This window comes from Roseiterribacter gracilis (assembly GCA_018332375.1).
In the GTDB taxonomy this organism is placed as follows: Bacteria; Pseudomonadota; Alphaproteobacteria; order BOG-932; family Roseiterribacteraceae; genus Roseiterribacter; species Roseiterribacter gracilis.
In genome coordinates, this window is sequence record BOPV01000001.1 from 1494206 (window position 1) to 1507270 (window position 13065).

Genomic DNA, 13065 nt, shown 5'->3' on the forward strand with positions numbered 1-13065 from the left:
AGATGGCGAGCCCTCAATCCGACATCGACGCGGAAGGCGCCGCATTACAACCTGTTCGTCTGCACCGCTTCGCGATTGACGGACTATTTGGTCGAAGCCCGATCGCAATCGACTTCCCACCCGCTGCGGAACTCGCTTCCGAACCGAGCATCTTGATTCTTTCTGGGCAAAACGGTTCCGGAAAAACCACGATACTAAAGATGTTGGCGGGCGCGACGTCGATGAACTTCGACACTTTCCGCGCAGTGCCCTTTCGAAATGCGATCCTTGAGTTCTCGAATGGAGAAGTGCTGCAAGTAGAGCGCACCTCCAATGAAGACCGCCCGTTGAGAATATCATTCGGCGGCAAAGAAGCATTCTTGGCAAAAGACAAACGGCAGCCAAACGTATACTCACCACGCGAACAGCTTGCGATTGACGCCGTTCGTGAGCAGACAAAACGAGTCCTGAAACATATCTCGTTTCAGTTTCTGGACACGACCAGGTCGACATTCGATCAACGCGAAACATTCGACATCGACTCAGTCGTTCAGGTAAGCCCCGGGCGATATTCAGTTAAGCACCAAGGGCGTGGCAAAGAGCTCGAACCCCTTGCCGATAAAGTTCGCGAATTTATGCGAGAAGCGCAGGTTAACTACCGCAAATTCTTTCAAGCTGAGAATCTGGAACTTCTCCCGCGCATTTTGCAGCGTTTCAAGACGGACAAGGTTGTCGCGAAACCCGAGCAACTCCTATCGCGCGTTAAGGCTATTGCCGCGCGAATACCGGAAATGAAACGACTCGGCTTGCAAACCGACGATGTTGATATTGAGACGCTGACCGACCTGCTGATCTCGGGCGAATTTACCAGCGACGAGCACAGCCTTGCTCTTCTCGAGACGTACGTCGAAACACAGACAAATAAGCAAAGCTCAAGAGAGCTGATCGCTCATCGGCTTCTCGAATTCGAGAAGATTATGGACGAATTTCTCGTTGCAAAGACCGTAAGAGTCGATGCTCGATTAGGCTTAAAGATTGAGACCGATCAGCTGCAGAATTTAAGAGAATCGGAGCTGAGCTCCGGGGAATATCATTTCTTATTGATGATGGTAGCGGCGCTTCTTTGCCGCCGATCAGGTAGCATTATCGCAATCGACGAGCCGGAGCTGTCGCTTCACGTCGGATGGCAACGCAAGGTGGTCGGTGCGCTCGCAAGATGTGCCGCAGGAGCCTCGCCGTTATTTATCTTCGCAACTCACTCGATGGCGATATCTGCTGAGCATCGCGATCGTACTAAGTCGCTATCAGCGATAGATTGATGACGGCGCAGTGGACTCTCGGTGAGTTTGAGCTGGAGCTAACAGAAGACTCTCAGCGCATTGTTCTATTCGTCGAAGGCCATCGAGACCTCGCATTCTGGCGAAAGCTTCTTCCAACCGCAGAGCGAGATCGGGCGTCTGTCTATCCGATTAGCGCGTTGGAATGTCCTTCTGTCCTCGGCGGAGAACGCGGGCGTCTAATCTGGGCTGCAAAGACGTTCTTAGTTCACGAGCTTTCAGATCGGCTACGTTTCTTCGCCGACGCCGATATGGACAAGCTGCTGGAAGTCGAAACGCCGCGCAATGTGTGGACTACTGATTATCGAGATCTCGAATGCTACGCGCTGTGTCCCGTTTGCTTTGAAGAACTTTGCGCAACCGGACTTGGCGATGCGGAAAAAGCCGCACCATTGATAGCTGCCATATCAAATGTTGCTCGGCCCGTTGGACTCATGCGCGTTGCTTCGCAACGCCTTCAACTAGATTTACCCTTTAATCGAACGCTTGAGAAAGGCTTCGGTCGTTTTACCGACCGCCGTGCGTCATCGTTTGATCAACGGAAGCTTGCCCAGGCACTTCTCCAGAACGCAGGCATATCACTATCGGAATTGGCTCGGTACGAGGCAGCATGCGCTAGCGAGCAAGAACGATTTCGCGATCTGATTGATGCGCACTTAGTCCACGGGAAAGATCTAGTGCGAATCTTAGCGCATTGCCTGAACATTGAGATGGCGGCAGTGACTCCGATCATCTTTCTCTCAATTGGCGCTTGCACAAGCACAGTGAGAATGGAGCCAGCAATTTCCCTCGCGCTGTTATGGTTAGGAGCGCAACCTGACGGGCTGCAAAACGCGCCCAAAGTGCAGGCCGCCGCAACAAACTACATGACCGCTGCAGAAACCCCACGACATCAGTCTACGAGAACGTGGTTGAAGAACGTTGCCGCCGTATTGCACGCGCAGGCACATCGGATCGGTCGGTTACGGTCGCGAAAATTTTGAGACCCAACCTAACATCGCGCCATATGATGTTTTGCAGGACGTAGTCGTCAGCCAAGAAACTAAGAGAGACGACATTTTGCCTTCTAGACGAAAATTCGTAGGCATAGGGCAGCGCCGCGCCATCTCGAACGACGGCGCGGCGTTCGTTTTATGCGGATGTGATTTTATCTGAAGCCGCGACCAACCTCACCAGATCGTCCAGCACCGAACGCAATTGCGGCCACGGCGGATTTGGATCGGTTGGCGATGGTGCGTCGCCGCGAATAGCAACGGCGAGTTTCGCTGCGGTGCCTTCGAATGTTTTCGCTTCGAACCGAAAGATGGTGCGCGCCAACGAGTCAAGGTCGTCGGAAATCCGGTCGCGCGCACGCGCGGCGGCAAGATGCTGGCGTTCGGCTTCGGGCCGCCCGGCATCGTCCGCATCCATATCGAACAACACCTGCTCGCACCGCGAAGCGAGCGTGGCCGCGTCTTCCAGCTTGTCGCAGTTGGTCTGCCAGAGGCTGCACATCGCCAGCGCCGGGTCGTCGTTGGGCTTCATGCACCCCTCCCCGCCCGGGCCACCGGGGTATGGCGCAAAGCGCGCGCAGTTCGGGTATTCTCGGAATCAGCCATGATCCAAGTCCTTCTTGGTTTGTGGTCAGGCCGGGCGGGGTGTTTGCCCACTCCGTTCGGCCGCCGCGCATATACAATAAGTGCGCGATCGCAGGATCGTACTCATTTCGGGTTATAGGCGCAAGCATGAACTCGACGCGTCGCGTGGATTTGCTTTGAGTGACACTGCAGAACGAGCCGAACATCTGTTCGCGCAGAATCTTCGTCGGCTCCGAACCGAAGCGGACCTGAGTCAACAAGACCTCGCTGATTCAACCGGCATCGGCAAAGGACGACTCAGCGAATACGAGCGCGGCGCGCGCTCCTGCAATATCGGAACACTCGCGCGCCTCGCCGAAGCGCTCGACGTGCCGATCTCCGCTTTCTTCGAAGAAGAGAAGCCGGCGCGCAAACGGACCAAATAAGAGGGCTACGGATGAACGAACGGCTGCTCGCGTCGTTGGTGGTACGCGCGGCGGGGATCATCATCGCTGCGAAGACACTGGCGACGATTCCGAACCAGATCTTTGCCGCCGCTCCGTCGTTCCCGATCATCCTGCTCGAAGCGCTGCCGCTGGTCGCAGGCGTCTTTCTCGCCTGCTACGGCGAACGGTTGCTGCCGCTGCGCGGCTTGCCGTCCGACACGACGGCGACCGTAACGAGCGACCGAATCGAGGCCGCCATCTTCGCCGGCATTGGCGTGTACTTTGTCGCCATCGGCATCAGCGACATCGCCTGGATTCTCGCCAAGCTTGAATTTGGCCGCGATCAGTTCGGTTTCGTCGTGCCCGATCCGCAGAACGAAGCCACGCGAATTTCGGCGTTTGTAGAAATTGGTCTGGGCGTCATGCTCTTCTTGGGCGCCTCGAAGATCGTCGGGCTGCGCCGACGTGCAACTACGAACCGCTAAGCCGACACGAGACCGGCGGCACATACCGGGAGGGAACAGCATGCGTAGGTTTCTGACACTCGCGACCGTTGGTGCCCTGACGATAGGCACGACCACGGCAAATGCCGTCGAACTCGCCATCACGCATTTCGGCGTCGGCCTCTACGGCGTCCCCTATGCCATCGCCAAGAACAAAGGCTGGTTCAAAGACGCCGGCCTCGACATCACCGGGTTCCTGACATCGGCCGGCGGCGGCACCACGGTGCGCAACGTGCTGGCGTCCGAACTTCCCTACGGCGAAGTCGCACTGCCGGCCGCGATCGCGGCGATCCAGCAAGGGCTCGACGTGAAGATCGTCCATGCCGGCGTCGTCAGCCTCGCCGACATGGTCTTCGTGACGCGCAAGGACGATGACTCGATCAAGACCGAAGCTGACCTCAAAGGCAAAAAGCTCGGCTATTCGTCGCCCAAATCGACCACCGACATGGTCACCACGATCATGCTCGACAAGTACAAGTTGACGGGCCAGGTCGAGCGCAAGCCGATCGGCGGCATCGGTGCCGGCCTGACCGTGCTGCGCGAAAAAGGCGTCGACATGTTCTATGTCACCGAACCTGCCTGGAGCGCCGAGAAGAACAACTATCGCAAGGCCTTCAACGCCGCCGATTGGCTGCCGCACGTGACGCAAACCGTCGGCGTCGCCAAAAGCGAATGGATCAAGGCGAACGGTGACAAGTTGAAAGGCCTGATTGCAGCCCGCCGCAAAGGCGTCGAGTTCATCAAATCGAATCCCGACGAAGCGGCGCAGATCGTTGCGACCGAATACAAGATCCCGCTCGACCAGGCGAAGGCGGCGCTGGCATCGGTCAAAGACGTCAAAGGCGATTATTGGAGCCGCGGCGACTTCGACAAAGAAGGCATGGACGTGATGCTGCAGGGGTTGCGCCTGGTGCAGGCGATCGAGCCTGGCGACTTCGACTGGAAGAAAGTGGTCGACGAAAGCGCGCTTCCTGCTGACCTGCCGAAAAGCTTCAAGTGAACGATGCCCACGCGAAATTACGGGGCGTAAAGCGGATCTATCGCGGCGTCGGCAAACAACCGCCGACGCACGCGTTGGGTCCGGTCGATCTGGATCTCAAGCGCGGCGAGTTTCTGTCGGTCGTCGGACCGTCCGGTTGCGGCAAGTCGACCTTGCTCGACGTGCTTGCCGGTCTGGCGCGCCCCGACGAAGGCACGATCGAGTTCGAAGGCAAACTGGTGCAGGGCGAAGTGCCCGACGGGATCGGCGTCGTGTTCCAGGAAGATTCCAGCTTTCCCTGGCTGACCGTACGCGAGAATGCGGGCTTTGCCTTAGCGCGCGCGGGCATGGCACCGGCCGAAATCAAAGAACGTGTCGACGCGACCTTGTCCTTCATGGGATTGGCGAGCTTTGCCGAGTCCTATCCGGTGCAATTGTCGGGCGGCATGCGCCAGCGCCTGTGCATCGCGCGCACCCTGGTCACACGCCCGCGCCTGTTGCTGCTCGACGAACCGTTCGGTGCATTGGATCAGCAGACGCGTTTGCTGATGGGCGACGAGCTGTTGCGGCTGTGGCGCGAAACCGGCGCGACGGTGTTGTTGATCACGCATGCGCTCGACGAAGCGGCGATGTTGTCGGATCGCGTCGCGGTGATGTCGGCACGGCCAGGCGTTATTCTCGATCTGGTCGAAACCGATTGGCCGCGCGACCGCGACAGCCGCATCGTGTCCGAACCGTCGTTCGGCGCCGTCACGGCACGCCTGTGGTCGACCTTGCGCGGTGAGTCGATGAAGAGCATGGCGACGCAATGAGGCGTGCGCTGCTAGCATCTCTGCTGCTGTTTGCGCCGACCGCATTTGCAGCGCCGGCGCCTGCCGACGTTAAGACGGTCGAAGCCTGTATCGCGAGCCACCCAACGGCGCCGCGCCAATGCATCGGCGTCATTGCCGACAAATGCCTGGAAAAGGCGATCAGCACGTCCGACCAAACCGGTTGCGTTGAGCGCGAACATGCGGTGTGGGACGCGTGGCTCAACCGCGACTATGGCGCGGCGATGAGAAGCCTCGACGACAAGATGAAAGCTAAGCTGCGCGACATTCAGCGCCAATGGATCACGCTTCGTGACGCGCGCTGCGCCTTCCCCGGCGAAGCCGCAGGTGGTGGCACGATGTGGATTCCGGTGGCGGCCTATTGCGCGATGGAAATGACCGCCGACCAAGCGACGTGGCTGAAAGGCCAGGTCGAAGAAACGAAGGCGAAATGAAGCGTGCAGCAGCCATTCGCTGGTTGCTGATCGCGCTGCTCGTGGCGCTGTTGGAACTTGCCTGCAGCCTGCGCTGGATCGATCCGACCGCGATCATTCCGCCCAGCGCGATGTTGATGGGCGCGATGAAGATCGTGCTGATCGGCGAATGGCAACGCGCCATCGTCGAGACGCTGACCACGGTTGCGATTGCAGTCGCCTTGTCGTCCGCGGTCGGTCTGTTGCTGGGTTGGGCGTTGACGCGGGCCCCGCGCCTGCGGCGCGCGGTCGATCCGTTGTTGGCAAGCTGGTACGCGATTCCAACCTTCGTCTTCTACCCGCTGTTCATCGTCCTGTTCGGACTCGGTCGCTGGCCGTTGGTCGCGATCGGGTTTCTGTTCGCGGTCGTCGCCATGACGCTGAGTACGATCCAGGGCATCGAGCGCGTGCCGCGCACCTTGTTGCGCGCAGCCCAGGCGATGCGGTTGACCCGCACGCAGACCGCGCTGCGCGTCGTGTTGCCGTCGGCGGCGCCGTGGTTGTTTGCGGGCCTGAAACTCGTCGTCGCTTATGCCTTCATCGGCGTCGTCGCGGGCGAGTTCATCCTGGCCAATGAAGGGTTCGGCCACCGCATCGCGTTCGCCTACAACAACTTCGACAATCGCGCGATGTACGGCGCCATTCTGTTGCTGCTGGTCTTCGTCGCAACCTTGAACGCAAGTCTGGCGGGTTGGGAAAAGCGGCTGCTGCGCCGGCGAGGCTTGCGATGAAATTCGACAAGCTGTTGGTGCTGGCTGCGATCCTGGGCGTGTGGCAGATGACGAGCCTGTTGGTCGGCGTTGAAGTGCTGACTCCGCCGCTCGGTACGTTTGCAAAAATCGGACGCTTGTTTGCCGATCCGGATTTCGGCGGCCATGTCTGGGAAACGACGCGCGCCTTTGCGCTGGCGTTGGTTCTGTCGCTGGCGATCGGATTGCTGGTCGGTCTGGCGCTTGGCGCCGACCGGTTGGCGGCAGAGGTCGGCGAGCCGATGCTGACCGCCTTCTATGCCATTCCCAAAGTCACGCTCTATCCCGTGATCCTGCTTTTCTTCGGGCTGGGCTTTGCCGCCAAAGTCGCGTTCGGCGCGCTGCACGGAATCATCCCGGTGGCGCTGTTCACGATGGCGGGCGTGCGCAACGTCAAGCCGGGCTGGTTGCGCGCCGCGCGCGCGATGCGGCTGACCAAGCTGCAGATTGCGCGCAGCGTTCTGTTACCGGCTGCCTTGCCCGAATTGGTCGCGGGTTTGCGAGTCGGCACGGCGCTGACCTTGCTCGGCACCTTGATCGGCGAAATGTTCGCCTCGCAGCGCGGGCTCGGTTACCTGCTGCTGCAGGCGATGGAGCGCAACGACCCGGCCACCATCACCGCGCTTGCCTTGCTGCTGACGATTTTTGCCACCAGTGCCAGCGCTTTGTTGCTGGCGCTCGAGCGACGGCTCGATCACGCCCGAGTCGTGGCCTAACCACGCTCGACCGCGCCCGCGTGGTCGCGTACCAGAGACTATGAGTTTCGTTCGTGCCGTCGCCACCGTCGGCGGCCTCACCCTTGTCTCGCGCGTGCTGGGATTCGTCCGCGATCTGTTGATGGCGGGGATCCTTGGTGCTGGCCCCGTGTCGGACGCGCTGGTCATCGCGCTGCGCGTACCGAACCTGTTCCGCCGCCTGTTCGCCGAAGGCGCCTTCTCGATCGCCTTCGTGCCGATTTTCGCCAGCACCTTGGCAAGCGACGGCAAAGAAGCGGCTGCGCGCTTTGCCGAAGAAGCGCAGGCGGCGCTGCTGTCCATTCTGCTGCCGCTGACCATTCTCGCCATTCTGTTCATGCCGGCGGTGATGCATCTGCTGGTCTGGGGCATGGCCGCCGACGATCCGCGCTGGGACCTCGCGATCGAGCTGACGCGCATCACCTTCCCGTACCTGACCTTGATCTCGATCGCGGCGCTGCAGGGCGGCGTGCTGAACGCGCTCGATCGCTACGGCCCGTTCGCCTTCGCGCCGGTGCTGTTCAATGTCTGTCTGATCGCCGGCCTGTTGCTGACGCCGTTCTTCCCGACTGCCGGACACGCGATGGCGTGGGGCGAGTTCGCGGCCGGCATCGTGCAGGTCGTGTGGATGATCGGAAGCTGCCGCCGCGCCGGCGTGCCGTTGAAGCTGCGCCTGCCAAGCTGGTCGCCGCGCGTGAAGCGCCTGTTCGCGGTGATGGCGCCGGCGGCAGTCGGCACCGGCGCGGAACAGATCAATGCCTATATCGACATCTCGCTCGGCGCCTTGCTCGAACAAGGCGCGATGACGTGGCTGTACTACGCGCAGCGCCTGTACCAGCTGCCGTTGGGCGTGATCGGCGTTGCAATTTCGACCGCGCTGCTGCCGCAACTGGCGCGCGCCGCGAAACAAGGCGACGAAGCCAAAGCAAAAGAGCTGCAGGCACGCGCGCTGGAGATCGGTTTGCTGCTGGCGGTGCCGGCTGCTGCCGCGCTGCTCGTCATCGCGGTGCCGGTTTTGACGACCTTGTTCGCGCACGGAAAATTCACCGATGCCGACGGCGTCGAAACTGCGCGCGCGCTGGTCGCCTATGCCGCCGGCATTCCCGCCTATGTGTTGGCCAAGTCGCTCTCGACCGGATTCTTCGCGCGCGGCGATACGAAAACGCCGGTGCGTTTCTCGATCCTCACCGTGCTGCTCAACACTGGAATCGCGCTGGCGCTGTTGCGACCGCTCGGCCATGTCGGGATCGCGATGGCGACCGGCATCTCAGCCTGGGTCAATGTCGCGATGCTGACAGTGGCACTCCAGCGCCGAGGCCAGCTTGGCATCGACCGGCGCCTCACACGCGCCGCGCCGCGGATCCTGCTGGCTGCGGCCGCGATGGGTTTGGTGCTTTGGGCGCTCGGATCGGTGCCGTTTGTGGCCGCCCTGCCCCGCATTCCCAATCTGGTGCTGCTGATCGCAGCGGGCCTCGCGACCTATGGCGCCGGCATCCTGGTGACGGGCGCCGCACGCATCGGAGACCTGCGCACCATGCTGAAACGGCCGCGGTCCGTTGACCCCACGACGCCAACAGGGCTAGAGGGCGGCGCATGAACCGCATCTTCTCCGGCATCCAGCCCACCAATCAGCTCCATCTCGGCAATTATCTTGGCGCGCTGCGGAACTGGGTTCGGCTGCAAGATACGGCCGAGAATTTCTTCTGCGTCGTCGATCTGCATGCGCTGACCGTGCCGCAGGATCCGGAGTCGCTGCGCCGTTCGACGCGCGAAGTGACCGCCGCCTTCATCGCGGCCGGCATCGATCCCGAACGATCGGTGATCTTCGCCCAGTCGACCGTGCCTGGGCATGCCGAGCTGGGTTGGCTGCTCGGTACGCTGACGCCGATGGGCTGGCTGAACCGCATGACGCAGTTCAAAGAGAAGTCGGGCAAGCATCGCGAAGAGTCGGGTCTTGGCCTCTACTCGTATCCGGTGCTGATGGCGGCCGACATTCTTCTCTACAAAGGCACGCATGTGCCGGTCGGCGAAGACCAGAAGCAGCATGTTGAACTGGCGCGCGACATTGCCGGCGCATTCAACCGCCGCTACGGCGTCGAGTATTTCCCGTTGCCCGAACCGGTGATCCAGGGCCAGGCCGCGCGCATTATGAGTCTGCGCGACGGTTCGAAGAAAATGTCGAAGTCGGATGAGAGCGACTATAGCCGCATCAACCTGACCGACGACGCCGATGCGATTGCGCTGAAATTCCGCAAAGCCAAAAGCGACAGCGACAATCTTCCCGATACCAAGGACGGGCTGACCGGCCGTCCCGAAGCCGAGAATCTGATCACCATCTACGCTGCCTTGTCCGAGCAGAGCGTCGATCAGGTGGTGGCGCAGTTCGCCGGTTCGCAATTCTCGAAGCTCAAAACCGAGCTGGCCGATCTCGCCGTCGAGAAACTGGCGCCGATCGGTGCGCGCATGCGCGAGCTGATGAGCGACCAGGCCGAACTGGACCGGTTGCTGAAACTCGGCACCGAGCGTGCCGCTGCGGTTGCCAACCCGATCCTGCGCGGCGCGCAGGATCTGATGGGTCTGGTGCGCTGATGCACAAAGCCCTCTTGTTTCGCTGGGGCGCCTAAGCGGATGCAGATCTACCTGCCGATCGCCGAGATGCCAGTCGATGCGCTGGTGATCTTGTTGCTCGGCACGGGGGTTGGATTTCTCTCGGGCCTGTTCGGCGTCGGCGGCGGCTTCCTGATGACGCCGTTTCTGATCTTTCTCGGCATTCCGCCCGCCGTTGCGGTCGGCACGCAGGCCAACCAGCTGGTCGCCGCCAGCGTGTCGGGCGTGCTGGCGCATTGGCGCCGCGGTAATGTCGACGTGAAGCTTGGCATCGTGATGTTGATCGGCGGTGCATTGGGCAGCGTCGTGGGCGTGCAACTCTTCGCGTTGTTGAAGCGGCTGGGCCAGGTCGACGTTGCGATTTCGCTGTCCTACGTTTTCTTCCTCGGTACGGTCGGTTCGCTGATGCTGATCGAAAGCGGGCGTGCGTTGTTGCAGCGACGCGCCACACGGCCGGGCCAGCGCAAACTGCACCAACATACGTTGCTGCATCGCCTGCCGTTCAAGACCCGCTTTCCGCGCTCGCGTCTTTACATCAGCGCGCTGTTGCCGGCGCTGATCGGTTTCGTCGGCGGTCTGCTGGTTGCGATCATGGGCATTGGCGGCGGCTTCTTGCTGGTGCCCGCGATGATTTACCTGCTGGGCATGCCCGCGACCTTGGTTGCAGGTACGTCGCTGTTCCAGATCATCGCCACCACTGCGATCGCAACCTTTCTGCATGCAGTGACCAACCACACGGTCGACGTCGTGCTGGGCGCCTTGTTGATCGCCGGCGGCGTCATCGGCGCGCAATTCGGCACGCGCCTGTCGATGTTGTTGCGCGGCGAACAGATCCGCGCGCTGCTTGCAGCGCTGGTCGTGCTGGTCGCGGTCAAGCTGGGGCTGGATCTGGTTCTGACGCCAAACACGCCCTACGTCGTGCAGACGGTCGCGCCCGGCTCATGACCCGCGCGCTGCTCGTCCTCATCCTGTTGCTTGTCACCGCACCGATGGCGCGGGCGCAGCAACTCGTCGCCGATCTGTCGAGCCACCTGGTTGCAATCACCACCGGCTTCACCGGCGCTGATCTTGTGTTGTTCGGCGCGATCGACGCGCCTGGCGATCTGGTCGTGATCGTGCGCGGCCCGCCCAGCGAAGTCGTGATACGGCGCAAAGAACGTACAGTTGGTTTGTGGCTCAATCGTTCGGCGGTAACGTTCAAGGACGTGCCCGGCTTTTACGAAGTCGCATCGTCGAAACCGCTGGCCGAGATCGCATCGGCCGAACAACGTGCGCGCTATGGCATCGGCACCGACCAGCTGCGGTTCGAGACCTCGAAGAAGCGCGAAGAGCTGTTCGTCGCTCCCTATCGCGCGGCGTTGATCGCGGCGCGGCAGCAAAGCGGCTTGTTTCCGGCCGAGCCGCGCCAGACGCAGTTTCTTGGGCCGCGTCTGTTCCGCACCACGATCGCCTTCCCGGCCAACGTGCCGACCGGCCTCTATCAAGTCGAAGTTCTGCTGTTCAACAACGGCGCCGTCGTCAGCGCGCAATCGACGCCGCTGGTGGTGAGCCGCATCGGCTTCTCGGCCGAGATTTTTTCTTTCTCGCAGCAACACGCAGCGACCTATGCCGCGTGCGCATTGGCCTTCGCGGTTGCAGCCGGCTGGGCTGCAGCAGCCGCGTTCCGCAAAGGATGAGGTGAGCGATGAGCGACGTCGAACTCGCTGCCGCAACAGCGTCACACCGGATCTTTCTTGTCGTGGTCGACTCCTCGGCCGAAATGCAGGTCGCGCTGTACTACGCCGCCAAGCGTGCGCGCCGTACCGGTGGCCATGTTGCGCTGCTGCATGTGTCGCCGCCGCCCGAAACACACGGTCTGCGCTCGGTCGAAGAATTGATGCGCGAAGAAATCCGCCGCGAAGCCGAGCTGCTGGTGCTGAAACTGGCGAAAGAGGTCCAGGATTGGACCGGCACCTTGCCGGTTCTCTACATGCGCGAAGGCAACAAGCGCGAAGAGCTGCTGGCGCTGATCGAAGAAGAACCGACGATATCGGTCCTAGTGCTGGGTGCGGCGACCGGCCCCGAAGGCCCAGGCCCGCTGATTTCCTACCTCGCCAAGTCATTTGGCCGGCTGCGCATCCCCGTTACCCTGGTGCCGGGCAATCTGACGCGCGCGCAGTTGGACGTGATCACTTGAACGCACCTTGACCTGGGGGCCAAACAGGACGAGATCGGTCCCGTAATCCCAAGGGACGACTGATCATGTTCATCCAGACCGAAGCGACGCCAAACCCCGCAACCTTGAAGTTCCTGCCCGGCCGGGCGGTGTTGAACCAAGGAACGGCGGAATTCCGCTCCGCCGAAACCGCCGCAACCTCGCCTCTGGCCGAGGCGCTGTTTCATGTCGACGGCGTCACCGGCGTGTTCCTGGCGCGCGAGTTCGTCACCGTCACCAAGCGCGACGACACGCAGTGGGATGATTTGAAGCCGTCGGTGCTTGCGACCTTGATGGAGCATTTCGCCAGCGGCCGTCCGGCGCTGAACGAAAGCGCGACCCAGGCTGCGCACAAAGCCGGCGACGCAGCCGATGCCGAAATCGTTTCGCAGATCGTCGAACTGCTCGACACGCGCGTGCGTCCCGCCGTTGCGGCGGATGGCGGCGACATCACCTTCCACGGCTTCGAAAACGGCGTCGTGTTCCTGCACATGCAAGGCTCGTGCGCTGGTTGCCCGTCTTCGACGCTGACCTTGAAAGCCGGCATCGAAAACATGCTGCGCCACTACATTCCGGAAGTGACGGAAGTCCGGGCGATCGCCGCGTAAGGTGGAGCGGCGGATTGGCCGCTTTCACCACCACGACGCCACGAACACGACGAGCGCCACGATGCTTCCCGCGTGCGAAGCACGTACCTGA

The 13065-nt window shown here is 61.5% G+C and carries 16 protein-coding genes; 15 read left to right on the forward strand and 1 reads right to left on the reverse strand.

The annotated features are described in order from the left end of the window. Positions 1–2 precede the first annotated feature (2 nt). Together TMPK1_RS07385 and TMPK1_RS07390 are read left to right on the forward strand one after the other, a co-directional pair. Positions 3–1298, forward strand: a complete 1296-nt coding sequence (locus TMPK1_RS07385) for an AAA family ATPase (protein ID WP_420242320.1) — start codon at positions 3–5, stop codon at positions 1296–1298. Further along, on the forward strand, positions 1298–2299 hold the full coding sequence (locus TMPK1_RS07390; RefSeq protein WP_420242321.1) for a hypothetical protein: 1002 nt from the start codon (positions 1298–1300) through the stop codon (positions 2297–2299). Before TMPK1_RS07385 ends, TMPK1_RS07390 begins: the two co-directional genes overlap by 1 nt. A gap of 148 nt (positions 2300–2447) precedes the next feature. Here TMPK1_RS07390 and TMPK1_RS07395 read toward each other — a convergent pair whose 3' ends face one another. Then, complete coding sequence (locus TMPK1_RS07395; RefSeq protein WP_420242322.1) at positions 2448–2840, reverse strand: hypothetical protein; 393 nt, start codon at positions 2838–2840, stop codon at positions 2448–2450. 154 nt (positions 2841–2994) lie between these two features. On the opposite strand from TMPK1_RS07395, the gene TMPK1_RS07400 reads away from it, so the two are divergent. The 13 genes from TMPK1_RS07400 to TMPK1_RS07460 all read left to right on the forward strand — a co-directional run bounded on the left by TMPK1_RS07400 (position 2995) and on the right by TMPK1_RS07460 (position 12974). Next, positions 2995–3318 (forward strand): helix-turn-helix domain-containing protein, encoded by a 324-nt coding sequence (locus TMPK1_RS07400; protein WP_420242323.1) that lies wholly within the window; start codon positions 2995–2997, stop codon positions 3316–3318. Between the two features lie 11 nt (positions 3319–3329). Next, the gene (locus TMPK1_RS07405) at positions 3330–3803 is read left to right on the forward strand and encodes a hypothetical protein (protein WP_420242324.1); all 474 of its coding nucleotides are present in this window, start codon (positions 3330–3332) and stop codon (positions 3801–3803) included. A gap of 40 nt (positions 3804–3843) precedes the next feature. Then, entirely contained in the window at positions 3844–4821 is a 978-nt protein-coding gene (locus TMPK1_RS07410) for an ABC transporter substrate-binding protein (RefSeq protein ID WP_420242325.1), read from the forward strand. Further along, positions 4818–5612, forward strand: a complete 795-nt coding sequence (locus TMPK1_RS07415; protein WP_420242326.1) for an ABC transporter ATP-binding protein — start codon at positions 4818–4820, stop codon at positions 5610–5612. The genes TMPK1_RS07410 and TMPK1_RS07415 overlap by 4 nt, the downstream gene beginning before the upstream one ends. Beyond that, a complete protein-coding gene (locus TMPK1_RS07420; RefSeq protein ID WP_420242327.1) occupies positions 5609–6064 on the forward strand; it encodes a lysozyme inhibitor LprI family protein in 456 nt (151 codons plus the stop codon). Before TMPK1_RS07415 ends, TMPK1_RS07420 begins: the two co-directional genes overlap by 4 nt. Continuing rightward, positions 6061–6813 (forward strand): ABC transporter permease, encoded by a 753-nt coding sequence (locus TMPK1_RS07425; RefSeq protein ID WP_420242328.1) that lies wholly within the window; start codon positions 6061–6063, stop codon positions 6811–6813. Before TMPK1_RS07420 ends, TMPK1_RS07425 begins: the two co-directional genes overlap by 4 nt. Next, positions 6810–7547 carry an ABC transporter permease gene (locus tag TMPK1_RS07430; protein ID WP_420242329.1) on the forward strand — a complete coding sequence of 246 codons (738 nt, stop codon included), beginning with the start codon at positions 6810–6812 and terminating at the stop codon, positions 7545–7547. Before TMPK1_RS07425 ends, TMPK1_RS07430 begins: the two co-directional genes overlap by 4 nt. Positions 7548–7587: 40 nt before the next feature. Next, a complete protein-coding gene (gene murJ, locus TMPK1_RS07435; protein ID WP_420242330.1) occupies positions 7588–9162 on the forward strand; it encodes a murein biosynthesis integral membrane protein MurJ in 1575 nt (524 codons plus the stop codon). Then, positions 9159–10154: a tryptophan--tRNA ligase gene (gene trpS, locus TMPK1_RS07440; protein WP_420242331.1), complete on the forward strand. Its 996-nt coding sequence runs from the start codon at positions 9159–9161 to the stop codon at positions 10152–10154. Before murJ ends, trpS begins: the two co-directional genes overlap by 4 nt. A 39-nt stretch (positions 10155–10193) precedes the next feature. Beyond that, entirely contained in the window at positions 10194–11117 is a 924-nt protein-coding gene (locus TMPK1_RS07445; RefSeq protein ID WP_420242332.1) for a sulfite exporter TauE/SafE family protein, read from the forward strand. Beyond that, positions 11114–11848 carry a TIGR02186 family protein gene (locus TMPK1_RS07450; protein ID WP_420242333.1) on the forward strand — a complete coding sequence of 245 codons (735 nt, stop codon included), beginning with the start codon at positions 11114–11116 and terminating at the stop codon, positions 11846–11848. The genes TMPK1_RS07445 and TMPK1_RS07450 overlap by 4 nt, the downstream gene beginning before the upstream one ends. An 8-nt stretch (positions 11849–11856) precedes the next feature. Continuing rightward, positions 11857–12348, forward strand: coding sequence for a universal stress protein (locus TMPK1_RS07455; protein ID WP_420242334.1), 492 nt, complete (start codon positions 11857–11859; stop codon positions 12346–12348). Positions 12349–12413: 65 nt separating this feature from the next. Next, the gene (locus tag TMPK1_RS07460) at positions 12414–12974 is read left to right on the forward strand and encodes a NifU family protein (RefSeq protein WP_420242335.1); all 561 of its coding nucleotides are present in this window, start codon (positions 12414–12416) and stop codon (positions 12972–12974) included. The last annotated feature ends 91 nt before the right edge of the window (positions 12975–13065 follow it).